The sequence below is a fragment of the Neorhizobium galegae genome, from assembly GCF_021391675.1.
Taxonomy (GTDB): Bacteria; Pseudomonadota; Alphaproteobacteria; order Rhizobiales; family Rhizobiaceae; genus Neorhizobium; species Neorhizobium galegae_B.
Window position 1 is genome coordinate 4,475,510 of sequence record NZ_CP090095.1, and the last position, 24,100, is coordinate 4,499,609.

The following is a 24,100-nucleotide window of genomic DNA, read 5'->3' on the forward strand; positions in this document are numbered from 1 at the left end:
GAGATGGATTTCATGGCAGAACGGTTTTCAGGCGTGGTGCTGCGCTGGCATCAGGAGGGCGATCAGGAAAATCGGCCGACCATGGGCGAGATCGGCCTCAATCACTTCGCACCCTACCTGATGAACCGCATCATCTCCCGCTGGAACTCCAACATGGCGGAGGAACTGCGCGAATACGACTTGTCGACCGCCAAGATGCGCACACTCGCGGTCCTTAGCGTCTCTGCTTCGCTCACCATCAACGAGCTTTCCGTGTTCGCGGTCATCGAACAGTCGACCATGAGCCGCACGCTCGATTCCCTCGAGGACCAGGGTTACATCCGCCGCACGCCCCGTGCCGAGGACATGCGCATCCGCGATGTGACGATCACCGAGGAAGGCCGCGCCGCCTTTGGGCGCTTCTGGCCGACCATGTACGATTCACTGCTGCGGATGTTCGACGGCATCGACGAGGAGGAATACCGCGCCTTCACGGGCACGCTTCACAAGATCCTCCTCAACATCCGCAAGCACGAGATCTGATCGATCTATTTCGTCAGCCGTGTCTGAAGGCTGTCGCGGATGCGCTTGCCGAGCGCCTGGTAGTTCTCGTCGAAATGATGTCCGCCCTCGATCGGCACGACTTCGACGCCCTTGTCCTTCAAGGTCGGGCAAGGGTCGTCGTCCTCATCGGTGCCGTAGACGCATTGGATGAGCTTCGGATCGATCTTGACGATATCGGTCATCGGATCGCCGCCCTTGCCGTCGCCTGAGACGCCAAGCCAGCCGGTCACGGAAATCTCGTAGTCCACTTCATGCGACAGGCCGAGCAGCGTGATCTGCTTGACGCGAGCCCGGTCTGCGTCCGGCAGGAGGTTGTAGGTGGCGGGCAGCACATCCGCGCCGAACGAATAACCGACCAGCAACACGTTCTGAACGCCCCATTGCCGGCGATAATGTTCGATGATCTTCGCCAAGTCGTCCGCCGTCGCTTGGGGGCTGCGCTCGGACCAGAAATACCGCAGCGAATCCAGCCCTATCGTCGGAATCCCCTGGGATTGCAGATAGCCCCCCACTTCGCTGTCGAGGTCGCGCCACCCGCCATCGCCGGAAAAGATCACCGCCATCGTGTTCATGGCCGGCTTGGCTTGAAGCACGTTCAGCGGCAGGTCGAGCGGCTGGTTGGTCCGGCCGGCAGCCGCGATGCGGGTGGCCAGCACTTGTGACAGCGCCACATCCGGCGCCTCACCGGAGTTGATCAGCTCGACCTCCTGATGATCCTGTTTCAGGCGCTGTCCATGCGCCTTGCCCGCCGCATCGGCAGAAGGCGTGGAAACGATCGTCACCGCCGCCGGTACTGCGCCGTCGTCAAAACCATAGACCGTGCGATCGCCGACCTTCTGTTTGGATGCCGGCGTGCAGAGCTCCTTGGCGAGCGGGATGCCGGCCAGCGGATCGACGGCAATCGCCTCCTCGATCGTCGCGTTCGGGCTCTGGGAGATCATCGCCAGCGCCAACGCGCCGCCTTCTCCGATGCCGGCGACGATCGGGTGGCGGTATTGCGGATTGCCGATCCGTCGCTGCACCTGCTGGGAGACGTCCTCGATATCGGAAACCATATAGATGCAGTCGCCGTCGTCGGTGGCCAGCGACTTGATGTAGGAGGGGAAATCGATGCCGACCACGGCGGCACCGGCGGCGAGCAGCTTCTGCGCCTCCGTGTCCTCCCGAGCCCCCCAGCCCTGCCCGCCTGAAATCAGGAAGACGATGCCTTCAAGTTCGCTGCCATTGTTCGGCACGAGGATGCGCGGCTGCGGGATAAGGCCCGTATGGTAATCCTGCTGATCCTGGGCAGCCGCCATCGGGACACCGAACAGCAGCGCTGCAAACACGATAGCAAGAAAACGCAGATACATCATTTACCAACCACTCCCCTCAAGCCGCCGCCGATCAGAAGCGTTGCGTCCATCATCACGATGGCGGGGCTGACGCCCCCTGCCACAGCCAGATAACGGGGCTCCCAGGCGGGATGAAACTTCGACTTGAAAGCCTTCAACCCTTTGAAATTGTAGAACCGTTCACCGTGCTCGAAAACAACGCTGCCGATCCTGTCCCAGGCGAGTGCCGCCTCCCGCGTGGACATGCCGGAAAGCGGCGCCATGCCGAGATTGAAATGTCCATAACCGGCATCGCGAAGATAATCCATAATCTTCACGAACAGGAAATCCATAGAGCCTTTCGGCGCATCCGGCATGAAGCGCATCAGATCGACGGTGCCTTCGTGTTTCGTGTCGGTGAGCGACAGCGTCGCGAAGGCAACGATGTGGTCCTCCTTCTTGAGCACCGCAACCGGCTGGGCACTGACATAGTCATCCCGGAAAGCGCCGAGCGAAAAGGTCTTCTCGCGCGTGTTGTGGTCTTCGAGCCAGGCATCCGACACGCGCCGCAATTCCTCGATATGCGCCATCACATCCGGCTGGTCGATGACGGAAAACTCCAGCCCCTCGCGTGCACCTTTGTTGACGGCCTGACGAAGCCCGGCCAGCCGGCCGCCCTTGAGGTCGAAGCTGGACAGGTCGACGATCGCCAATTCGCCGAGCTTGAAGGCCCTGAGGCCTGCATCGGCGCAATGCGAAAGGAGGCTGGGCGAAATCTGATAGAGCACGGCGCGGCCGCCTCGAGCACGGGCTTCCTCGACGAAACGCCAGACGAGATCCGCTGTCTCCTCCTGCGGTCCGACCGGATCGAAAAGCGCGATCCAGGAGCGGCCCTGGATGCCGTACATGATGAAGGCATTGCCGCTCTCGGAGAACATCAGCCGCTTGTCGCCCATCCGGACGAGGTTGGCGTCGGCATTGTCCTGGGCCATGACGAGCTGGATCGCCCGATCGAGATCGTCCGCCGTGGACAGTGCCGAACGTCGGGCCGCCGGCCGCAATAGGCTGAACACCGAGATCGTCGCCGCAAAAATCGCAAGGCCAAGGACCGCGCGCAGTCCGCGCGGCGCTTCCTCGGAAAATTCGAACTGCCACCAGAGTTCGCGGCTGTAATCCACTTCGCGATAGACGAAGAGCAGCACCGTGATCGCCGCAGCCACGACGATGAACATGGCGGCGATCCAGCTCGGCGTCAGCACCTGACCGAACAGCGACGCCCGGCGTTTGAACTGCTTGGCACTGAGGAACAGGCTGACCAGCAGGATGATCAGGAACGTCGCCTCGAAAAGCGCGATCGCCCGCATGAAGGCGAAAACCAGCGCCAGAGAGGTGCAGACCATGGCGGTCCACCACGCCCCGTCCAGCCGCTGGCCGATGCCGCGCGCCGCGACGAACAGCAGGAGGCCGAGAATGCTGGAAAGGAAATGCGCGCCCTCGAACACCGGCAGCGGCAGGTAGTTGCCAAGAAAATTGATGTCGGAATCCGGCGTCGGCGTCACGCTCGAGAAGATCAGCATTGCGCCGGCGATCATCGAGAAGGTCGCCAGAAGCGGCGGCGCGAGGCGGAATTCAAGCTTTCGAAGCGTCGATGCAATGGGGTGATGGGCAAGTTGGCGAATTTCGACACCAATCACCACCAGCGTGGCGATGAGCAGCGGCAGGACATGATAGATGACGCGGTACAGGACGAGGCTGCCGAGCACTTCATCGAGGCTGACCGTGTTGCCGAGTGCCGCGACGATCACCGTCTCGAAGACGCCGAGGCCGGCAGGTACATGGCTGAGGACACCCAGGCCGACGGCGGTTGCATAGATCGCCAGGAAGGACGGCCAGCCGATTTCCGTCTGCGGCAGAAGCACGTAGAGGACGGAGGCGGAGGCGGCGACATCAAGCGCCGTGATAAGGAATTGCTGCGAGGACGTACGGCTGTCCGGCAGGCGGATGCTCAAGCGTCCGACGGATACCGTCCGTCCGCCTCGCCCGAGGATCAGAAGAGCGATGAGCACGAGGATGATCATGATCGCGCCGGCGCGAACCCAGGTGCCGTCGATGTCGAGGATTGCTCCTATCCTCGGTGCCGTGACCAGCGACGCGAGCGCGGTGACTGCCAGAAGCCCGATGCCGAAGGCGAGCGTCACAAATGCGATGACACGACCGATATCGTCGGGCGAAAGCCCCAGGCGCGAATAGGCGCGGAACCGGATCGCTCCGCCGCTGAGGGCTCCGAAACCGGCCGTGTTGCCGACCGCATAGGCGCTGAAGGCCGTTATCGCGACAGGCACGAAAGGCAGCGTCCGGCCGATATAGGTAATCGCGTTGATGTCATATCCGACCAGCGCCGCGAAACTCAGTGCCGTGAAGAAAACCGCAAGCCCGATCGAAGACCAACGCGTATTGCCGAGCGCCTCGATGACGTCGTCGTAGCTGACCTCGTTGGTGAGGTTGTAGATGGCAAATGTCGTGAACGCAAAAACCGCCAGCGCCGCCAAGGCGATGAGGTAAGGACGGTACGTCTCAAGGATGTCTCGAAAGCGACTTGGCTGACGAACCGTGGATTCCATGTGGGCTGCCGGTGCTGGAAAAATTACGCATCTAGAGTTTGGTCAGATGCGCAGCAAAAGCAACGGGATCGCGGCTATAATGTGTCTGTATGCTTAAAACCTAAAGCGTGGACACGGTCTTCAGCGCCCCGTCCAGCGCAATTCCGCTTTCGTCCAGGAGTGCCGCTTGGCGCAGGCGCTTCATCCAGGCCGCACCGTCGTCGCGGTCCGCCAAGGTCGTCAGCGCCGACATCACCCGGTCGAACTTCGAGAGCCCGCGCGCATGGGTATCGGAATAGCCCTTCACCAGCCGGCGATTGTTGATCACTTCCACTGCGAGATCATAGTTCCGGGGGAGCAGCGAGGTTGCCGCGTCGAGCCAGGCTTCGCGATGCTCGGTTTCGCGTGAGTGACGCAGCGTGCCGCGACGGGTACGGCGCAAGGCTGCCAGCGTGTAGAGCGTCAGAAACCAGAACAGCGTGCCGGTCTGCACTCGGCGGCCCTTGTTGATGCGGCGGTCGAGCCAGGCGAAAACCTTCGGGCGGTTTTCGACCCAGAGACCGAGCCGCTTCGGCATGGTCCCAACGACCTCTTCCATGCGCGGATGCATGTATTCGGTCATGTAGAGGATCTGATCCTGCTTCACGCCGACTTCCTTGGCGACGCGGTCGAACCGGGTGCCGCGAGTCTTGAGATCCGCGACGCGGATCACGTCGTCGTAGGCCATGGCGACGGCGACGTATTTAGCGGACTGGACGGTGAAGGCATAGTCGCGATCCTCGCCGCCATTGGCACGGTCGAGCACATGAAGTTTGCCGACCCGATCGAGATATTCGCTGGCATAGGCCGGATCCTGGAAATCCGTGAGCTTCTTGACCCCGGCAAACAGCAGCGGCCAGGCGACCTCGGGGAATTCGGCGCGCATGCGATGCACCAGCCGATCGAGGTCCGGATGGCCGGCGGTTTCCGGCATCACGTCGAAACGCTTCGGCGCCGAGGCGGTGACTTCGTCCCGCGGCTTGGCCTTGGTGCGTTCATAGGCAGCATTGAAGGCACGCAGGCTGGGCTCGACGCCCTTGCCGCCGCCGCGAATGGTCGCCTCGAAAGCTTCCTTCGGGAAAGGCAGCACGTCGGCCGCGGCAAGTGCGCCGAACATCGAGGCAGAAATCACGCTGCCGTTTTTCGTTGCCAGCGTATCCATATCGAAGGCGATGGTGCGTCTGGCGGCGAAGTCGGTCGCGCCGACCACCACCGTCGGATCGCCGATACCGTCGCCCGGCTTCTCTTTCTCGCCGACCGCGAAGGAACGATGCGTCGAGGCGATCAGCGTGGTCTTGTCCGGCGTGACGAGCCCGCGCAGCACGGAGCGGCCGGCTTCCATCAACTCGGCGGCAAGCACGACATCCACATCGCCCGGCGTCGGCATCAGCGAAAAGATCGGCGATACGCCGTCGCGGGCCGGCAGCATCTCGATGTAGTAGATCGTCGCACCCGTGCGCTGGGCGACACCCGGCACCGAGGTCGACTGCGCCATCCAGCCCTGTTCTTCGGCAAGGCCAACGATCCAGTCGGCGAGCACGCCGCCGCCCTGGCCGCCCATGGCCATGATGGCAAGCGCCAGCGGCTTGTCGGAAGCGTAGAGCGCCTTGAGGTTCACGGTCTCGTTCATCGATCAAGCCTCCGCGAACACGACGCGGCCGGCGGCACGGCGGGCCTGCAGCCAGCCGATCACCGAAGCGCGGAATTTCGAGAGGAACTTGTCCCAACCGGTCGGATTCATGATCACATCGGCGCGGTAGAAGGATGGACAGAGAACGGCGGCCTCGGAAACCTCGCCGCAATTGCCGCAGCCGACGCAGCTATTGTCGATCGCCGCGACCGGATCGTCTTTCAAAGGATCGTCCGTGTGTTTGACCGACAGCGACGGGCAGCCCGACAGCCGGATGCAGGCGTGATCGCCGGTGCAGACATCCTCGTCCACCCCGAAACGCTCCTTCACCATACGCTTGCCGTCCTTGACCGCCTGGCTGAACTGCGGCTTCACGCGACGCTGCTTGTTCAGCATGCATTCGGAAGAGGCGACGATGATCTTCGGGCCTTTTTCCTTGCTCGTCAGCGCCTCCTTCAGCGTGTCGCGCATCTTGGCGACATCATAGGTGCGGTCGATCTGGCGCACCCAGGTGGCTCCGATGCCCTTTACCGCATTGACGATCGAATTGTTGGTCTTGCGGTTCGGGTTGATCGCCCGTGACGACAGGATGTCCTGGCCGCCGGTCGCCGCCGAATAGAAATTGTCGACGACGAGGATGACGCCGTCCTGCTTGTTGAACACCGCATTGCCGACCGAGGTCGCAAGGCCGTTGTGCCAGAAGCCGCCATCGCCCATGACCGCGATCGAGCGCTTGTCCGCCTCGACATTGAAGGCAGAAGCGGAAGCCGGGCCGAGGCCGTAGCCCATGGTGGTGCCGCCGATATTGAACGGCGGCAGGATCGAGAACAGATGGCAGCCGATATCGGCCGAGACATGATGTTCGCCGAGTTCCTTTTCGACCAGTTTCATGGCCGCAAAGATCGGCCGCTCCGGACAGCCGGTACAGAAACCAGCCGGACGTGCCGGCACGACTTCGGCCAGAGCCTTCACCTTGGGGTCGTTGAGAACATCGCTCGGATCCGGCACCGGCGGCTGGTTGCCGAGAAGCAGTCGGTCATACTTCTCGATGAAGGTCTTCAGCCCCTTCATCATCACGGGCGCGGTATACTCGCCACCGAGCGGCAGGATGTCCTTGCCGTGCAGGCGCGTCTGGATATCGCGACGGCGCATCAGCGTATGGAGCGTCTGCTCGACATATTCCGGCGCGCCTTCTTCCACCATGATCACGGCTTTCTTGCCGAGACAGAAATCGACCACCTCGTCGTCGATCGTCGGGTAGGCGACGTTCATCACGTAGATCGGCACCGACGAATTGCCGTAGACATCCGCCAGGCCGAGCTGCTGCAGGCCGCGCATGACGCCATTATAGAGACCGCCGAGCGTGATGATGCCGATCTCGCCTTCTTCGGGGCCAAAGAACTCGTTGAGCTTCTTCTCCTTGATAAAGTTGACGGCAGCCGGCCAGCGGCGCTCCAGCTTGTCCTTCTCCTGCCCGAAATTCGCCGGCGGCAGGACGATGCGGTTGACGTCACGGACCGGGTTTTCGAGCGCCTCGCGGAGCGTGAACTTTGGCCGCTGGTTATCCTTGGCGACGAACTGGCCATGCACGTGACAGGCGCGGATGCGTACCTCCAGCATGACAGGGGTGTTGGAGGCTTCCGAAAGCTGGAAGCCATCTTCCACGGCCTGAACCATTGCCGACAGGTTGGGACGCGGGTCGAGAAGCCACATCTGCGACTTCATCGCAAACGCATGGCTGCGTTCCTGCATGATCGAAGAACCTTCGCCGAAATCCTCGCCGAGGATGATCAGCGCGCCGCCATTGACGCCGCCGGAAGACAGGTTGGAAAGCGCGTCCGACGCGACATTGGTACCGGCCGTCGATTTCCATGTCACGGCGCCGCGCACCGGATACATCACCGAGGCAGACAACATCGCCGCCGCTGCCGCTTCCGAGGCCGAGGTCTCGAAATGAACCCCGAGATCCTCCATGATGTCCTTGGCATCGGCCAGTACGTCCATCAGATGCGAGATCGGTGAGCCCTGGTAACCGCCGACATAGGAAACGCCGGATTGCAGCAGCGCCTTGGTGATGGCGAGAATGCCTTCCCCGCGGAAAATCTCGCCTTCTCCTAGTTTGAGATCTTCGACTTCGCGCGCAAAAGATCGCTCGGCCATGGCAGTTCCCCTTCGCCTTGTCGGCTTCAATCCATAATCATTTGCAAAAGCATATTTTCGACACCCGCCATTTGTCAATTCACAAATGCTGCCGGAACGGTAAGTCCTGCTTAAGCCGAGCGTCGGACAGGATACGAGGATCAGCAATAGGTATCATTATATATGCTAATGCATATTATTTGGCCGATCCCGCATGAAAACTGCCGGCGTTGCCGCAAATCCGCTTGACGGGTCGATCAAACGCCATATAGTTTAAACTTAAAATAATGAGCGACTGAACGTCAAGGAGGACTTGGATATGCGCATCGTCTGTATCGGTGGCGGCCCGGCCGGTCTCTATTTCGCGCTCCTGATGAAGAAGCTGCATCCCGAGCATTCCATTTCCGTTGTCGAGCGCAACAAGCCTTACGACACGTTCGGCTGGGGCGTCGTCTTCTCCGATGCCACCATGGTGTCGATGAAGGCGTGGGACCCGGAAAGTGCGGCCGAAATCGAGGACGCCTTCAACCACTGGGACGATATCGAGCTGCTGTTCAAGGGCACGCGCCAGCGCACCTCCGGCCACGGCTTTGTCGGCATTGGCCGCAAGAAGCTCTTGAACATCCTGCAGCGCCGCTGCGAGGCGCTCGGCGTCGAGCTTGTTTTTGAAACCGATTCCAACGGCGATGTCGACTATCCGGATGCGGACCTGATCATCGCGTCGGACGGTTTCAACTCGAAGATCCGCAACCGTTATCCGGAGGTCTTCGAACCGGATCTCGTCGTGCGTCCGAACCGCTATATCTGGCTCGGCACAAACAAGCTGTTCGACGCCTTCACCTTCGACTTCCGCAAGACGGATCACGGCTGGTTCCAGGCGCATATCTACAAGTTCGACGACCAGACCTCGACCTTCATCGTCGAAACGACGGAAGAAGCTTACGAAAAGCACGGCCTCGGCCAGATGGACCAGCAGGGCTCGATCGATTTCTGCCAGGACCTGTTCTCGGAAGTCCTCGAAGGCTCCGAACTGATGACCAATGCCCGGCACCTGCGCGGCAGCGCCTGGCTCAACTTCAACCGCCTGATCTGCGGCAAGTGGAGCCATTTCAACGGTAACTCGCATGTCGTGCTGATGGGTGATGCCGCCCATACCGCCCATTTTGCGATCGGTTCCGGCACCAAGCTCGCCATCGATGACGCGATCGAGCTCAGCAACCAGTTCAACAAGCTCGGCCATTCGAAGGACAAGATCCCGGAAGTCCTCGAAACCTACGAGGAAATCCGCCGCGTCGACGTCGCCCGCATCCAGAATGCCGCCCGCAACGCCATGGAATGGTTCGAAGTGGTTGGCCAGCGTTATGCCGATACGCTGGAGCCGGAACAGTTCATGTATTCGATGCTGACCCGCTCGCAGCGCATCAGCCACGAGAATCTTCGCCTGCGCGACCCAAAATGGCTGGAGGGTTACGAGCGCTGGTTCGCGAGGAAAAACGGCATCGAGGTGAACGGCAACGGCCGCACCCTGCCGCCGATGTTTACGCCCTATTCGCTGCGCGAAACCCATCTGCCGAACCGTATCGTCATGTCGCCGATGGCCATGTACTCCGCCAGGGACGGGCTGCTGGACGATTTCCATCTGGTCCACCTCGGCTCCCGCGCGCTCGGCGGCGCCGGCCTCGTGTTTGGGGAAATGACCTGCGTCTCGCCCGACGCCCGCATCACTCCCGGCTGCCTCGGCCTCTGGAACGAGGAACAGGCGGCCGCCTGGAAACGCTTCGTCACCTTCGTACATGACAATTCAGGCGCCAAGGTCGGCATCCAGCTGGGTCATGCGGGCCGCAAGGGCTCGACCAAGGTTGCCTGGGAAGGTATCGACCAGCCGGTCGAAGAAGGCGGCTGGGATCTGATCTCGGCCTCTGCTCTGCCCTACCTCAAGATCGGCCAGGTTCCGAAGGCTATGGATCGCGCCGACATGGATCGTGTCATCGCCGACCATATGCGCTCCGCAAAGTTCGCGGCCGAAGCCGGTGCGGATTGGTTGGAGCTGCACTGCGCCCACGGTTATCTTCTGTCGAGCTTCCTTTCGCCGCTCACCAATATCCGCACCGACGAATACGGCGGCAGCCATGAAAACCGCGCGCGTTATCCGCTGGAAGTCTTCAAGGCGGTCCGCGAGGTCTGGCCGCAAAACAAGCCGATCTCCGTGCGGCTCTCCTGCCATGACTGGTTCGAAGGCGGCAACACGCCGGAAGACGCGGCGATCTACGCGCAGATGTTCAAGGATGCCGGTGCCGACCTGATCGACTGCTCGTCCGGCCAGGTATGGAAGGAAGAAAAGCCGGTCTATGGCCGCCTCTTCCAGACGCCCTTCTCCGACAAGATCCGCAACGAAATCGGCATTCCGACCATCGCCGTCGGCGCGATTTCGGAGGCCGATCATGCGAACTCGATCATCGCCGCCGGCCGCGCCGATCTCTGCGCCGTCGCCCGCCCGCATCTTGCCGATCCGGCCTGGGTTCTGCATGAAGCGGCAAAGATCGGCCTGAAGGACATTCCCTGGCCAAAACAATATTATTCCGGCAAGGCGCAATACGAGACCAACCTCGCGCGCGCTGCGGCAGCCGTTGCCCCTCTGGCTGTCGGCCCGGCGGCGAAATAAGGATCGCGTCATGACCGAAGCGCCCCCTGCCAGTCTTGCCAGTGCCAGTCTTGCCAGCCGTCACGCCCTCGTCACCGGCGCGGGCTCGGGCATCGGTGCGGCGATCGCGACGGCGCTGGTGGAAGCCGGCGCGCGGGTGACGCTCGCCGGCCGGCGGGCAGAACCTCTTGAGGAGCTTGCCACAGCGCTTGGTAGGGACAAGGTCTGCGTCGCGGCCGGTTTCGACGTCACCGACGAGATAGCCATCGGCACCGGCCTGAAGGCGGCACGAGCCGTGTTCGGTCCTGTCGATATCCTCGTCAACAATGCCGGCGAGGGCCCGAGCGCGCCCTTCGAAAAGACCTCGCTGGAGATGTGGAACCGCGTCATGTCGGTCGATCTCACCGGCGTATTCCTCGTGACCCAGGCCGTACTGCCGGATCTCAAGGCTTTTGGCGCAGGCGCCCGCATCATCAATATTGCCTCAACCGCGGGGCTCACCGGCTACGCCTACGTCTCGGCCTACGTGGCCGCCAAACATGGCGTCGTCGGCCTCACCCGTTCGCTGGCGCTCGAGCTTGCCAGGACCGGCATCACCGTCAACGCCGTCTGCCCCGGCTTTACCGACACGCCCCTGATCGCGCGCTCCATCGAGACGATCGTCGCAAAGACCGGACGGACGGAAGAGCAGGCACGACAGGAATTTACCAGGAACAACCCACAGGGGCGGCTGGTGAAGCCGGAGGAAGTCGCAGACACGGTTCTGTGGCTGGCATCGCCCGGAGCGGCGTCGATCAACGGACAGGCAATCGCGGTTGCCGGGGGAGAAGTCATGGCAGGCTAGTCGGCCTCGGCATGAACCAGGGAATGAAAACCGGGAGATCAGGATGGAACTGGAAAAGGGCATAACCGAGAACGGTAGCGGATATAACGGCACCAGCTGGAATATCCTCGGCCAGGTCTATTTCCCAAAGGCGGTCTGCGACGACACCTTCGCCTTTGAAACCAACAGTCTGCCGGGTCAGTTCGTGCCTGTGCACGTCCACCCGACCCAGGACGAATTCATCCTTGTGCAGGAGGGTGAACTTGATCTGAAGCTCGACGGCCAATGGGTCAAGGCTAAGGCCGGAGATCTGGTGCGCATGCCGCGCGGCATCCCTCACGGATACTTCAACAAGTCCGACAAGCCGTGCCGGGCACTCTTCTGGGTCTCACCGGCCCGCAAGCTCCAGAAGCTTTTCGAAGAGCTGCACGAGATGACCGACGTGGAGGAAATCGTGAAGGTTTCCGCCGCGCACGAGGTGGATTTCCTGCCACCCTCCGCCAACGACTGACCCCGGGAGAGGTCCTGCCGCCCGGAAAGGGACGGTCGATGAAAAGGAGAGGAGACGGATATGAGTGACGTGATGAAGGACATGAAACACAGTTTTCGCGACTACCAGCCGAAACATTTCCTCTGGGAAGTGAGCGAAAACGGCCGCGTCGGGACGGTTCGCCTCAATCGCCCGGAGCGCAAGAACCCGCTGACCTTCGAAAGCTATGCGGAACTGCGCGATCTTTTCCGCGATCTCGTCTACGCCTCCGACATCCGCTCGATCGTCCTGACCGGCGCCGGCGGCAATTTTTCCTCCGGCGGCGACGTCTTCGAAATCATCGAGCCGCTGACCCATATGGCGATGCCGGACCTGCTCGCTTTCACCCGCATGACCGGCGATCTCGTCAAGGCCATGAAGAAATGCCCACAGCCGATCGTCGCTGCGGTCGACGGCATCTGCATGGGGGCAGGCGCGATCCTCGCCATGGCCTCAGACATGCGGCTGGCGACGCCCGAAACCAAGACCGCCTTCCTCTTCACCCGCGTCGGCCTTGCCGGAGCCGACATGGGCGCCTGCGGGATTCTGCCACGCATCATCGGCCAGGGCCGCGCCGCCGAACTGCTCTTCACCGGCCGTTCGATGAGCGCCGATGAAGGCCATGCATGGGGCTTCTTCAACGCCCTTCACCCGCAGGACGCGGTCGAGGCAGAGGCCGTCAAGCTCGCCCATTCGCTGGCGAATGGTCCGTGGTTCGCACACACGATGACCAAAACCATGCTGAACCAGGAATGGGCGATGGGCATCGAAGAGATGATCGAATCCGAAGCCCAGGCGCAGGCGATCTGCATGGCGACCAAGGATTTCCGCCGCGCCTTCGAGGCTTTCGCCGAAAAGCGCAAGCCGGTTTTCGAGGGCGACTGATGGCCAATCCCACGACGCTCAAAGGACCGGCACGCGATTTCCTCGACTGGCCTTTCTTCGACGACAGACACAAGGCGCTCGCCGAAAAACTGGATGCCTTCGCGGCATCCGGCGCGCTCAGCCTTATCGACCATTCGGATACGGACGGCGCCTGCCGCGCGATCGTCAAAGCGCTCGGAAACGCCGGCCTTCTCGACGCCGCCACCGGCGCCGGTGGCAGCCAGCCGATCGACAGCCGCGCCGCCTGCCTCACCCGCGAAACGCTTGCCTGGCATGACGGCCTTGCCGACTTCGCTTTCGCCATGCAGGGCCTCGGCACTGGCGCTATCGGCCTGTCCGGTTCGGAAGAGCTGCGCCGCAAGGTTCTGCCGAAAGCGCAGTCCGGCGAATGGATCTCCGCCTTCGCACTGTCGGAAAAGGAAGCCGGTTCGGATGTCGCCGCCATGGCCTGCGCCGCCCGCAGAGATGGCGACCACTATATCCTCGATGGCGAGAAGACCTGGATCTCCAACGGCGGCATCGCCGATATCTACACGGTCTTCGCCCGCACCGGCGAAGCGCCCGGCACGCGCGGCATTTCCGCCTTCGTCGTGTTCGCCGATGACCCCGGCTTCTCGATCGCCGAGCGCATCGACGTCATCGCCCCGCATCCGCTGGCAACGATCCGCTTCGAAAACTGCCGCATCCCGGCTTCACGCCTGCTGGGTGCGCCGGGCGAAGGCTTCAAGATCGCCATGCGCACGCTCGACATTTTTCGCGCCTCCGTCGCCGCCGCAGCGCTCGGTTTTGCCAAGCGAGCCCTGGACGAAGCGATTGCCTACGCCAAGGCGCGGCCGATGTTCGGCAATCACCTCTCCGATTTGCAACTCACCCAGGCCGCTTTCGGCGACATGGCGGCGCAGATCGATGCCGGAGCACTCCTCACCTACCGCGCCGCCTGGCGTCGTGACGTACAGGGCCTGCCGACCACCAAGGAGGCTGCAATGGCCAAGATGGTGGCGACGGAAAACGCCCAAAGCGTCATCGACCGCGCGGTGCAGATCTTTGGCGGCCGCGGTGTGAAAAGCGGCGAGATCACCGAGAGCCTTTATCGCGAGATCCGGGCGCTGCGCATCTATGAGGGCGCGACCGAGGTCCAGAAGCTCATCATCGCCCGCGAACTGTTGAAGGCCTGAGGACGATCATGGCTTACACGACCTCCCGCCGATTGAATTTTGGAGATTGCGACCCTTCCGGCATCGCCTATTTCCCCTCCTATCTGAACATCATGGTCGGCGTTTGCGAGGAATTTTTCGGCGCGATCGGCTCGCCCTGGCCGGAAATGATCAGTCGCCGCAAGATTGGCGTGCCGACCGTGACGCTGGACGTCGCGTTCAAGAGCCCAGGCTACCATGGCGATATGATGGATTTCACCATCAAGGTTATGCGGATCGGCAACAGCTCTGTCGATCTCGAATACGAGGTGCGGGCCGGGGACCGGCTGCTCTGGACTGCGAAGCAGCGGCTCGTCGCCACCTCGAACGAAACCCACAAGGCCATTCCCTGGCCAGACGATATGCGCGCCGCGCTGACACAGCATTTGGAGAAGAATAATGCACACCATCCTGCAGCCTGAAGGCTGGGCAAAACCGATCGGTTACGCCAACGGCGTCGCCGCCAACGGCCGCCAGGTCTTCGTCGGCGGGCAGATCGGCTGGAATGGCCAATGCCAGTTCGAGACCGACGATTTTGTCGGCCAGGTCAGGCAGACGCTGCAGAACGTCGTCGCCGTGCTGGCCGAGGCCGGCGCCGGACCCGAGCACATCACCACCATGACCTGGTATTTTACCGACAAGGCCGAATATCTCGGCAACCTGAAGGGCATCGGCCAGGTCTACCGGGAAATCATCGGCAAGCACTTTCCGGCCATGGCCGCGATGCAGGTCGTGGCGCTGGTGGAAGACCGCGCCAAGATCGAAATCCAGGCCACCGCCGTCATTCCGTCCTGAGGCAGTCATGAGCAAGACGACCGAATTTTCCGCCACGGTTTCAGCCGCGACCCGCAACGGAGTTCTGGTCGTCACGATCGACAATCCGCCGGTCAACGCCACCTCCGTCGATGTCCGCAGCGGGCTGGAAAAGGCTCTCGCCCATGCCGAAACGGCCGACGATGTGACCGGAGTCGTCGTCACCGGCGCCGGAAAGACATTCATCGGCGGCGCCGACATCAAGGAATTCGGCAAGCCGGCCATGGAACCGACCTTGCCGGCGGTCATCGAGAAGATCGAAGGCCTGTCGAAGCCCGTGGTCGCTGCGCTGAACGGTGCAGCACTCGGCGGCGGTCTCGAAGTTGCGCTTGCCTGCCACCACCGAGTGGCTTCGCCGGCAGCACAGGTTGGCTTGCCGGAAGTCAAACTCGGCATCGTACCCGGCGCCGGCGGCACGCAACGCCTGCCGCGCCTGATCGGCATCCCGGCGGCACTCGACCTGATCACCTCGGGGCGTTCCGTGAAGGCCGACGAAGCCCTGAAGCTCGGGATCATCGACGAGGTGGCCGCAGGCGATCTCGTCGACGCTGCAATATCCGCTGCTTCGGCATTGCCCGGCAAACCTCTCCGCCGCACGGGCGATCTGACCGTCGCCGCTGTCGATCCGGCCGAGGTCGAAAAGGCTTCAGTCAAAATCCTCGCCAAGGCGCGCGGCCAGAAGGCGCCCGCGGAAGCGGTCCGGCTTGTCACCTCGTCCAATCGCCCGCTCGCCGAAGGCCTGGCGGACGAACGTGCCACCTTCCTCACACTCCGCGACAGTCGCGAGGCGGCGGCCCTTCGCCATGTCTTCTTCGCCGAACGGGAATCCTCGAAGGTCGTGGGTCTGGAAGGCGTCGAACCTCGCCCGGTCGAGGCGATCGGCATCTGCGGCCTTGGCCTGATGGGCAGCGGCATCGCCGTCGCAGCCCTTGGTGCCGGTTATTCGGTGATCGGCCTCGATCAGACTGTCGAAGCTGCCGAAAAGGGCCGCGAGCGCATCATCGGCCTGCTGGAACGCAACGTCGCCTCGGGCCGCCTCGACCAGGCCGGCTTCGAAGCCCAGAAGGCGCGGCTTTCCGTGACCGCGGAAGATGTCGATCTCGCTCCCTGCGATCTCGTCGTCGAAGCCGTGTTCGACGACCTCGCCGTCAAGACCGACCTCTTCCAGCGTCTCGACAAGGTCATCCGCCCGGATGCCGTGCTGGCGACCAATACCAGCTACCTGAACCCGGACGAGATCGCCGCCGCCACCGCCCACCCGGAACGAGTGCTCGGCCTGCACTTCTTCTCGCCCGCCCACGTGATGCGCCTGCTCGAAGTCGTGCGCTGCGCCAAGACCGCGCCGGACGTGCTGGCGACGGGACTGGCGGTCGCCAAGAAACTGCGCAAACTGCCGGTCGTCACCGGCGTCACCGAAGGCTTCATCGGCAACCGCATCTTTTCCGCCTATCGCCGCGAAGCCGAGTTCCTGTTGGAAGACGGCGCCCTGCCGCACGAGATCGACGCTGCACTGGAGGACTACGGTTTCCCGATGGGTCTCTTCGCCGTCTATGACATGGCTGGTCTTGAAATCGCCTGGGCGCGCCGCAAGCGGCAGGCCGCTACCCGCAACCGTTCGGCGCGTTATGTCGAGATTGCCGATACGCTCTGCGAAGCGGGCCGCCTGGGCCAGAAGGCCGGCCGAGGCTGGTACGCTTACTCCGACGGCAAGCGGACGATCGATCCCGAAGTGACCGCCATCATAGAAGCCGCCCGAGCCAAAAAGGGCATCGTCCCCCGTGCATTTTCGAAAGACGAAATTCTCGAAAGAATGCTCGGCGCGATGACTTTGGAAGGCGAGGCGCTGCTGGCGGAAAGGATCGCCGCGAGATCCAGCGATATCGACCTGGTAATGATCAACGGCTACGGTTTCCCCGCTCACAAAGGCGGCCCGATGTTTGCCAAGGCCTGAGCGCTGCCAGACAAAAAGAAGCCTATAAATATTTGAAATATCTATGATATTCTGATTGGCTCGGCGCTTCGGAAGCGCTTCCGCGCGCCGGTGATTTGCCCAGCCAAAAGAGTTACGCTCATTTGATCAAACATGCTTGCATGTTTCCTTAAATCGCCTATTGTTTGCCCAAGCCTCGCAAGTAGGCATCTCAAACAACGACTGGGAACGCTGCGTGCTCACACTTTCAGAGCTAACTCCGTCTAGATATTTTAGGCATAAAATATCTTCCACATCGTTGTCCCGTATTCCGACTGCCTCGTGTCGCGCTTAGGAGATCATGATGTCTTTCTCGTTTTCCGCATTCAAACGTAAGATGCTGCTGGGCACGATCGCCGTAGCCGCGATTGCCGCTCCGCTTGGCGGCATGGCCCAGGCAGCGGATTTCAAATTCGCCGGCCCGCTCGATGCCTACACGCTGGATCCGCATGCGGTCTCGAACACGCTGATCTTCGCCGTTCTTGCCAATGTCTACGAGCCGCTTGTGCGCCGTAACGCCGAGCAGAAGATCGAGGGGGCACTTGCGACCGACTGGAAGCAGATCGACGGCACGACCTGGGAATTCAATCTCCGCAAGGACGTGAAATTTTCGAACGGCAATGCCTTTACCGCCGATGACGTGGTCTTCTCGCTGACCCGCGGCCAGGCCGGCGGCATCAAGGCAAACCTCAATTCGATCGCCTCGATCGAGAAGGTTGACGATTACAAGATCCGCATCAAGACCCGCGCCATCAACCCGATCCTGCCGAACCAGATCACCAACTGGTACATCATGGACAAGGAATGGGCCGAAGCGAACAACACCGTACAGCCGGGTGCCGCCAACAACGCCACCGAAACCTTCGCGAACCGCAATGCCATGGGCACCGGCCCCTACATCATCAAGGAGCGCGATCCGGGCGTGAAGACGGTCTTTGCACCGAACCCCGGCTGGTGGGACAAGAAGACCGGCAATGTCGACAACGCGACGTTCTTCGTCATCCCCAACCCATCGACCCGCGTGTCCGCTCTCGTTTCCGGCGAAGTCGATATGATCGACGGCGTACCGCCGCAGGATGCCGAGCGCATCGAGAACGATCCGAAGCTGCACATGCAGGCCGGCCCGGACCTTCGCACCATCTACATCCAGCCGGACGTGGCGCGCGACAGCCTGATCTTCGGCAGCGAAAAGACCAAGAACCCCTTCAAGGAGTTGAAGGTTCGCCAGGCGATGGAACTGGCGATCGATACCGGCGCGATCCAGAAGCGCATCATGCGCAATTTCTCGGTCCCGGTCGGCCTGCCGATCGGCAAGGAAGTCAACGGTTTCGATGCCGCCCTCGGCGCGCCGGTGAAACCGGATGTCGACAAGGCCAAGGCGCTGATGAAGGAAGCCGGCTACGAAAACGGCTTCTCCGTGACGCTGGATTGCACCAGCGACCGTTTCATGAACGACGAGGCGACCTGCCTTGCGGTCGCCGCCTCGCTCGCCCGCATCAATATCAAGGTCGATCCGCGCGCCCAGCCGACCGCCAAGTGGGCAACCCAGGTCAACCCGCCGGAATACAACACCAGTATGGCGATGCTCGGTTATTCGCCGGCCACCTATGACGCGCACATCTTCCTGACCTCGATCGCCGCCACCCGTGACGCCAAGAGCGGCCTCGGCGCCTTCAACATCGGCGGTTACTCCAATCCGGAAGTCGACAAGCTGATCGACCTGATCGGCAAGGAAACCGACCAGGCCAAGCGCACCGGATACATCACCCAGGCCTTCAAGCTCATGAAAGCCGATGTCGCCTTCATTCCTCTGCACCAGTTGAACATTCTCTGGGGCGTCAAGGACAACGTCACCGTTGTCCAGCCTGCCGACCTTGCCTACCCGCTGCGCTATTTCACGGTGAAATAATGACGATTGCATCCGATATCTCGCGCCAGCTTGCCGGTCTCGTTGCTTTCCCGACCGTCAGTGCCGTTTCCAACCTCGACCTGATCAAACATGTCGAAGCCCAGACCGCCCCCTTCGGGGGGCGTGTCCGGCGCTTTGCCAATCCCGAGGGCGACAAGGCAAACGTGCTGATCACGATCGGCCCGGAAGCGCCCGGCGGCATCATCTTCAGCGGCCATACGGATGTGGTGCCGACCGAAGGCCAGGCTTGGACGGGCGACCCGTGGACGCTGCGCGAAGCCAACGGCCGCCTGATCGGCCGCGGCGCCACCGACATGAAGGGATTTCTTGCCTGCTGTCTTGCGGCCGTGCCCGGCATCGCGAAGAAGAACCTCAAGAAACCGATCCATCTCGCCTTTTCCTATGACGAGGAAGTCGGCTGCACCGGTGTCGGCTCGATGGCCGAATGGGTTGGCGCAAGCGACCTGAAGCCCCGTCTTGCCGTCATTGGCGAAGCCACCAGCATGGACATGATCGCGGCCCACAAGGGCGGCCTGATCGGCTGGTGCCGCATCAAGGGCAAGCCCGGCCATTCCTCCCAGCCGGACCGCTACGTCAACGCCGTCATGGTCGCCGGCGACATGATCGCCGAGATCAACCGCATTCGAGAGGACATGCGCAACGGCCCACGGTTCGAAGGGCTCGACCCGCCCTATTCGACCACCCAGGTCAATGTCATCCACGGTGGCATAGCCGGCAATATAGTCTCGGAGAAATGCGAATTCTTCTGGGAGATGCGCCTCATCCCGGGCCAGAACACCTATGACGTGCTGGACCGAATGAAGCGTTTTGCCGCCGAAAAGCTTGAGCCGGCCATGAAGGCGATCGATCCGTCCTGCGGTATCGTCTTCGATGTCCAGGCCAGCATCCCGGGCCTTAAACCCAACAACGATCCTGCGCTCGATGCGGAATTATTGGCGCTTCTCGGCCGCACCGAACCCCGCTATGTTTCCTATGGCACGGAAGCGGGCATTTTCCAGATCGCCGGCGTCCCTTCGGTCGTCATCGGTCCGGGCGATATCGCCGATGCCCATCAGCCGGACGAGTCGGTCGCCATTTCCGAGCTCGAGAAATGCACCGCCTTCCTCGACCAGCTCGGGGATAGCTGCTGCTGAGGAATTTGTTGTGCTGAATTATGCCGCGTCACGGATCGTGCAGACGGTCATCGTCCTGCTCGTGATCAGCTTCATCGCCTTCCTGCTGGTCGCCAATATCGGCGACCCGCTGGCGGCCCTCCTCTCTGCCGACGCGACCGTCAACGAGCGGCTGGAACTGATCGCCAAGCTCGGCCTCGACCAGCCCCTCTGGACGCGGTTCCTGCATTTCATCGGCAATATGCTGCAGGGCGATTTCGGCTTTTCCTATCGCACCCAGGATCCGGTCGCCAACCTGATCGCCGAACGGCTGCCCGCCACCGTCGAGCTCGCCTTCGTCAGCCTGCTGATCACCATCGTGGTCGGCGTGCCGGCCGGCATCTATTGCGGCGTCAATCCGAACTCGCTGTTTGGCCGCTTCATCATGCTGATCTCGACGGCCGGCATCACGCTCCCGAATTTCGTCGTTGGCATCCTGCTGATCGCGGTGTTTTCCGTACAGCTCGGCCTGCTTCCCTCGTTCGGACGCGGCACGGTAATCGATCTCGGCTTCTGGAAGACCGGGCTTCTCAGCGTCTCCGGCTGGCGGGCGATCCTCCTGCCGGCAGCGACCCTTTCCACCTTCCAGGTCGCCTTCATCATCCGCATGCTGCGCACCCAGCTGATGGAAGTCGGCCAGAGCGAACATATCCGCTTTGCCCGCGCCCGCGGTCTGTCGGAAGCGCGCATCTGGTATGTCTACGCCATCAGGAACACGCTGCTGCCCGTCATCACCATGCTCGGCCTGCAGCTCGGCAATATCATCGCCTTTTCGGTGGTGACGGAAAACGTCTTCGCCTGGCCGGGCCTCGGCTCGCTCTTCCTGCAATCGATCCAGGGTGCCGACATTCCGGTCATCGCCATCTACCTGATCTTCGTCGGCCTGGTCTTCATGGTCATCAATCTGGTCGTCGAACTGCTCTATCCGCTGATCGACGCCCGCGTGTTGAGGAGGCAATCATGACGCCTGTCGTCAACACTCCCGCGGCCGGCCCCGCTCGCCGCAGCAGAGGCGCCAAGCTTCTGCGCGCCATGCGCAGGGCACCCGGCCCCACTTTGTGCGCGATCGTGATCATCGCGCTGCTGATCTACGCTTTCGTCGTGCCGCTGTTCTCGCTGAACCCGTTCGAATTCTCCGGCATGTCGGTGCTGGACAGCTTCATTCCGCCGGCATGGATGGCGGACGGTTCTCCCGATTTCCCGCTCGGCACCGACGACCAGGGCCGCAACCTGATCACCGCCATGGCCTATGGCATGCGCACCTCGATCATCGTCGGCTTCCTCTCCGTCACCATCGGCCTCGTCCTCGGCGGCAGCCTCGGCCTGATCGCCGGCTTCGTCGGCGGCAAGGTGGATGCCTTCATCATGCGCGTTGCCGACGTGCAGCTTGCCTATCCCGCCCTGCTGCTCGCAATGATCATCGATGGTGCCGCCCGCGCAGTGCTCGGCACCGAGCGCAGCGTCGGCACCGCGATCGCCATCGTCGTGATGTCGATCGGCATTGCCTTCTGGGTCCAGTATGCCCGCACCATCCGCTCTTCCGTGATGATCGAGCGCGACCAGGACTATGTCTCGGCCGCCCGCATCACCGGCCGCAGCAACCTTTCCATTATCGTCCTGCACATCCTGCCGAACGTGATGGCGCCGGTCCTCGTCATTGCCACCATCAATCTCGGCATCGCCATCATTACGGAGGCGACCTTGAGCTTTCTCGGCATCGGCATTCCGGTCACCTCGCCCTCTCTCGGCACGCTGATCCGCAACGGCAACAATTTTTTGCAGTCGGGCGAATGGTGGATCTCGGTCTGGCCTTGCCTGATCCTCGTCCTCTTCGTCGTGTCGGTAAATATCCTCGGCGACCACCTGCGCGACGTCTACAATCCGCGCCTGCGGGGCCGCTCATGATGACGTCAACCACTCCGCTCCTCGACGTCCGCGATCTGACCGTGACCATCAACCGCGACGGAGGTCTGGTCACCGCACTCGACAAGGTCTCCTTTTTCGTCAATCCCGGCGAAGTGCTCGGCATCGTCGGCGAATCCGGCGCCGGCAAGTCGATCACCGGTGCTGCGATCATCGACCTCCTCGTGCCGCCGCTGAAACGGACCGGCGGCACCATCACCCTTGCCGGCACCCGTCTCGACCAGCTTTCCCCGAAAGCGATGCGCAGCGTGCGCGGCGGCCGGATCGGGTTCGTGTTCCAGGACCCGATGACCAGCCTCAACCCGGTGATCACCATCGGCCAGCAGCTCTGCGACACCATCCAGGCGCATCTGAAACTCGGCGGCAACCAGACGAAAAAAGGGCGCTGGATTGGCTCGACCGCGTCGGCCTGCCCAATCCGGACGTTCAGTTCAAGCGTTTTCCCCACCAGCTTTCCGGCGGCATGCGGCAGCGCGTGGTGATCGCGCTGGCACTCTGCGCCGATCCGGCACTCGTCATCGCCGACGAGCCGACCACCGCGCTCGACGTCTCGGTCCAGGCCCATATCCTCGAACTGCTGCGAGACCTGCATCGCGAAAGCAATGTCAGCATGATGCTGATCACCCACGATCTCGGCGTCATCGCCAAGATGGCCGATCGCGTCGCGGTGCTTTATGCCGGCCGCGTCGCCGAGATCAGCCCGGTCGGCGAACTCTTCAATGCGCCGAAACATCCCTATACGCGCGGCCTGATCCGTGCGACGCCGATGCCGTCGGCCACGGGCGAGATGCGGCTCGACCAGATCCCCGGCGCCATGCCAGGCCTTGGAGCCGTTCCGCCCGGCTGCGCCTTCAATCCGCGCTGTTTCAGGGCTGAAGGCGATTGCCGCGCGACCATTCCGCCGCTTTATCATGAGGAAAGCTCTGCCTTTTCCTGTTTCCATCCGCTGGAAAGGGTGACCGCATGAGCGCTTCCGATTTCCTCATCCTCAATCACGTCAGCAAGGTCTATCGCCGCAACCAGAGCCTCCTCGAGCGGCTGAAGAAGAACGAGACCGGCGGCACCAAGGCCGTCAGCGACGTCAGCCTCACAGTCCACCATGGCGAGACCATGGGCCTGGTCGGCGAAAGCGGCTGCGGCAAGTCCACGCTGGCGCGCCTTGTCTCCGGCCTGATGGCGCCGACATCCGGCGAAATCAGTTTCCCGCCGAACGCATCCGGCAACAAGCCGCGCCTGCAGATGATCTTCCAGGATCCCTATTCCTCGCTCAACGGCCGCTGGACGATCGAGGACATTATCGCCGAGCCGATCCGGGTACATAAGCTGCGCAATGGCCGCGCCGCCATCCGCGCCCGTGTCGACGAACTGCTGGTCCAGGTCGGCCTTTCCGCGGCCGATGCTGAAAAATATCCGCAGGAATTCTCAGGCGGCCAGCGGCAGCGCATCTGCATTGCCCGGGCGCTTGCCGGTGAGCCGGAATTCCTGATCCTCGACGAGCCGACCTCGGCGCTCGACGTGTCGGTGCAGGCGCAGATCCTCAATCTGCTGCGCGACCTTCAGAAGAACCTGCACCTCACCAGCCTGTTCATCACCCACAATCTCTCGGTCGTGCGCATCATGGCGGACCGGATCGGCGTCATGTATCTCGGCGAGCTGGTCGAGGAGGCGACGTCAGTGGAGTTGTTCCGCAAGCCGCGCCATCCCTATACCCGCCTGCTGATCGATGCCGCGCCGGACATGGATACCAGCGACCGCTCGCTGCATCCGATCGCCGGCGAGCTGCCGAACCCGGCCTTCCCGCCCTCCGGCTGCCGTTTCCACACCCGCTGTCCGTTCGCGCAGGATATTTGCCGCAACACCGTACCGCCGCAGAAGGCAACCGAGACCGGCGGCATGTTCCGCTGCCATTTCGATCTCGACCTCTCCAACGCATCGGTCTTCCCGCCTGCCGCCGAGGTCAAGACCGCCTGAATGTCCAA

The 24,100-nt window shown here is 62.3% G+C and carries 18 protein-coding genes and 1 pseudogene; 15 read left to right on the top strand and 4 right to left on the bottom strand.

Annotation, left to right across the window (positions count from 1 at the left end):
• The first annotated feature begins 12 nt into the window (after nt 1-12).
• Nucleotides 13-522: a MarR family winged helix-turn-helix transcriptional regulator gene (locus LZK81_RS21965; protein ID WP_038549831.1), complete on the top strand. Its 510-nt coding sequence runs from the start codon at nt 13-15 to the stop codon at nt 520-522.
• 5 nt (nt 523-527) lie between these two features.
• On the opposite strand, the gene LZK81_RS21970 is transcribed toward LZK81_RS21965, so the two are convergent.
• The 4 genes from LZK81_RS21970 to LZK81_RS21985 form a co-directional block, all read right to left on the bottom strand.
• A complete protein-coding gene (locus LZK81_RS21970; protein WP_233954672.1) occupies nt 528-1,898 on the bottom strand; it encodes a virulence factor family protein in 1,371 nt (456 codons plus the stop codon).
• On the bottom strand, nt 1,895-4,477 hold the full coding sequence (mprF, locus tag LZK81_RS21975) for a bifunctional lysylphosphatidylglycerol flippase/synthetase MprF (RefSeq protein ID WP_233954673.1): 2,583 nt from the start codon (nt 4,475-4,477) through the stop codon (nt 1,895-1,897). Before mprF ends, LZK81_RS21970 begins: the two co-directional genes overlap by 4 nt.
• 100 nt (nt 4,478-4,577) lie before the next feature.
• A complete protein-coding gene (locus tag LZK81_RS21980) occupies nt 4,578-6,125 on the bottom strand; it encodes an indolepyruvate oxidoreductase subunit beta family protein (protein WP_233954674.1) in 1,548 nt (515 codons plus the stop codon).
• A 3-nt stretch (nt 6,126-6,128) separates the two neighbouring features.
• Nucleotides 6,129-8,285 carry an indolepyruvate ferredoxin oxidoreductase subunit alpha gene (locus tag LZK81_RS21985; RefSeq protein WP_233954675.1) on the bottom strand — a complete coding sequence of 719 codons (2,157 nt, stop codon included), beginning with the start codon at nt 8,283-8,285 and terminating at the stop codon, nt 6,129-6,131.
• Nucleotides 8,286-8,583: 298 nt separating this feature from the next.
• Between LZK81_RS21985 and LZK81_RS21990 the strand changes: the two genes are divergently transcribed.
• From LZK81_RS21990 to LZK81_RS22060, 14 genes and pseudogenes are all read left to right on the top strand, one after another.
• Nucleotides 8,584-10,926: a bifunctional salicylyl-CoA 5-hydroxylase/oxidoreductase gene (locus LZK81_RS21990; protein WP_233954676.1), complete on the top strand. Its 2,343-nt coding sequence runs from the start codon at nt 8,584-8,586 to the stop codon at nt 10,924-10,926.
• 10 nt (nt 10,927-10,936) lie between these two features.
• Nucleotides 10,937-11,749 (top strand): SDR family NAD(P)-dependent oxidoreductase, encoded by an 813-nt coding sequence (locus tag LZK81_RS21995; RefSeq protein ID WP_046626198.1) that lies wholly within the window; start codon nt 10,937-10,939, stop codon nt 11,747-11,749.
• A 43-nt stretch (nt 11,750-11,792) separates the two neighbouring features.
• Complete coding sequence (locus LZK81_RS22000) at nt 11,793-12,239, top strand: cupin domain-containing protein (protein WP_038594288.1); 447 nt, start codon at nt 11,793-11,795, stop codon at nt 12,237-12,239.
• A gap of 60 nt (nt 12,240-12,299) precedes the next feature.
• Nucleotides 12,300-13,142, top strand: coding sequence for an enoyl-CoA hydratase family protein (locus LZK81_RS22005; protein ID WP_233954677.1), 843 nt, complete (start codon nt 12,300-12,302; stop codon nt 13,140-13,142).
• Nucleotides 13,142-14,317 carry an acyl-CoA dehydrogenase family protein gene (locus tag LZK81_RS22010; protein ID WP_233954678.1) on the top strand — a complete coding sequence of 392 codons (1,176 nt, stop codon included), beginning with the start codon at nt 13,142-13,144 and terminating at the stop codon, nt 14,315-14,317. Before LZK81_RS22005 ends, LZK81_RS22010 begins: the two co-directional genes overlap by 1 nt.
• Before the next feature lie 8 nt (nt 14,318-14,325).
• The gene (locus LZK81_RS22015) at nt 14,326-14,757 is read left to right on the top strand and encodes an acyl-CoA thioesterase (protein ID WP_233954679.1); all 432 of its coding nucleotides are present in this window, start codon (nt 14,326-14,328) and stop codon (nt 14,755-14,757) included.
• Nucleotides 14,735-15,130 carry a RidA family protein gene (locus LZK81_RS22020; protein WP_046611152.1) on the top strand — a complete coding sequence of 132 codons (396 nt, stop codon included), beginning with the start codon at nt 14,735-14,737 and terminating at the stop codon, nt 15,128-15,130. Before LZK81_RS22015 ends, LZK81_RS22020 begins: the two co-directional genes overlap by 23 nt.
• Before the next feature lie 7 nt (nt 15,131-15,137).
• Entirely contained in the window at nt 15,138-17,099 is a 1,962-nt protein-coding gene (locus LZK81_RS22025; protein WP_233954680.1) for a 3-hydroxyacyl-CoA dehydrogenase NAD-binding domain-containing protein, read from the top strand.
• A 322-nt stretch (nt 17,100-17,421) separates the two neighbouring features.
• Nucleotides 17,422-19,026, top strand: a complete 1,605-nt coding sequence (locus tag LZK81_RS22030; protein WP_046605076.1) for an ABC transporter substrate-binding protein — start codon at nt 17,422-17,424, stop codon at nt 19,024-19,026.
• Entirely contained in the window at nt 19,026-20,180 is a 1,155-nt protein-coding gene (argE, locus tag LZK81_RS22035) for an acetylornithine deacetylase (protein ID WP_233954681.1), read from the top strand. The genes LZK81_RS22030 and argE overlap by 1 nt, the downstream gene beginning before the upstream one ends.
• Before the next feature lie 13 nt (nt 20,181-20,193).
• Nucleotides 20,194-21,162, top strand: a complete 969-nt coding sequence (locus tag LZK81_RS22040; protein ID WP_326491516.1) for an ABC transporter permease — start codon at nt 20,194-20,196, stop codon at nt 21,160-21,162.
• Nucleotides 21,159-22,103, top strand: coding sequence for an ABC transporter permease (locus LZK81_RS22045; RefSeq protein WP_046626189.1), 945 nt, complete (start codon nt 21,159-21,161; stop codon nt 22,101-22,103). Before LZK81_RS22040 ends, LZK81_RS22045 begins: the two co-directional genes overlap by 4 nt.
• Nucleotides 22,100-23,088 (top strand): annotated as a pseudogene (locus LZK81_RS29465) (ABC transporter ATP-binding protein). Before LZK81_RS22045 ends, LZK81_RS29465 begins: the two are co-directional and overlap by 4 nt.
• Nucleotides 23,085-24,092 carry an ABC transporter ATP-binding protein gene (locus LZK81_RS22060; protein WP_233954683.1) on the top strand — a complete coding sequence of 336 codons (1,008 nt, stop codon included), beginning with the start codon at nt 23,085-23,087 and terminating at the stop codon, nt 24,090-24,092. The pseudogene LZK81_RS29465 and the gene LZK81_RS22060 overlap by 4 nt, the downstream one beginning before the upstream one ends.
• The last annotated feature ends 8 nt before the right edge of the window (nt 24,093-24,100 follow it).

Excerpts from the sequence above, each read along its gene's own strand:
- LZK81_RS21965 (WP_038549831.1), top strand. The coding sequence starts at position 13 with ATGGCAGAACGGTTTTCAGGCGTGGTGCTGCGCTGGCATCAGGAGGGC.
- LZK81_RS21970 (WP_233954672.1), bottom strand. The coding sequence starts at position 1,898 with ATGATGTATCTGCGTTTTCTTGCTATCGTGTTTGCAGCGCTGCTGTTC.
- mprF (WP_233954673.1), bottom strand. The coding sequence starts at position 4,477 with ATGGAATCCACGGTTCGTCAGCCAAGTCGCTTTCGAGACATCCTTGAG.
- LZK81_RS21980 (WP_233954674.1), bottom strand. The coding sequence starts at position 6,125 with ATGAACGAGACCGTGAACCTCAAGGCGCTCTACGCTTCCGACAAGCCG.
- LZK81_RS21985 (WP_233954675.1), bottom strand. The coding sequence starts at position 8,285 with ATGGCCGAGCGATCTTTTGCGCGCGAAGTCGAAGATCTCAAACTAGGA.
- LZK81_RS21990 (WP_233954676.1), top strand. The coding sequence starts at position 8,584 with ATGCGCATCGTCTGTATCGGTGGCGGCCCGGCCGGTCTCTATTTCGCG.
- LZK81_RS21995 (WP_046626198.1), top strand. The coding sequence starts at position 10,937 with ATGACCGAAGCGCCCCCTGCCAGTCTTGCCAGTGCCAGTCTTGCCAGC.
- LZK81_RS22000 (WP_038594288.1), top strand. The coding sequence starts at position 11,793 with ATGGAACTGGAAAAGGGCATAACCGAGAACGGTAGCGGATATAACGGC.
- LZK81_RS22005 (WP_233954677.1), top strand. The coding sequence starts at position 12,300 with ATGAGTGACGTGATGAAGGACATGAAACACAGTTTTCGCGACTACCAG.
- LZK81_RS22010 (WP_233954678.1), top strand. The coding sequence starts at position 13,142 with ATGGCCAATCCCACGACGCTCAAAGGACCGGCACGCGATTTCCTCGAC.
- LZK81_RS22015 (WP_233954679.1), top strand. The coding sequence starts at position 14,326 with ATGGCTTACACGACCTCCCGCCGATTGAATTTTGGAGATTGCGACCCT.
- LZK81_RS22020 (WP_046611152.1), top strand. The coding sequence starts at position 14,735 with ATGCACACCATCCTGCAGCCTGAAGGCTGGGCAAAACCGATCGGTTAC.
- LZK81_RS22025 (WP_233954680.1), top strand. The coding sequence starts at position 15,138 with ATGAGCAAGACGACCGAATTTTCCGCCACGGTTTCAGCCGCGACCCGC.
- LZK81_RS22030 (WP_046605076.1), top strand. The coding sequence starts at position 17,422 with ATGTCTTTCTCGTTTTCCGCATTCAAACGTAAGATGCTGCTGGGCACG.
- argE (WP_233954681.1), top strand. The coding sequence starts at position 19,026 with ATGACGATTGCATCCGATATCTCGCGCCAGCTTGCCGGTCTCGTTGCT.
- LZK81_RS22045 (WP_046626189.1), top strand. The coding sequence starts at position 21,159 with ATGACGCCTGTCGTCAACACTCCCGCGGCCGGCCCCGCTCGCCGCAGC.
- LZK81_RS22060 (WP_233954683.1), top strand. The coding sequence starts at position 23,085 with ATGAGCGCTTCCGATTTCCTCATCCTCAATCACGTCAGCAAGGTCTAT.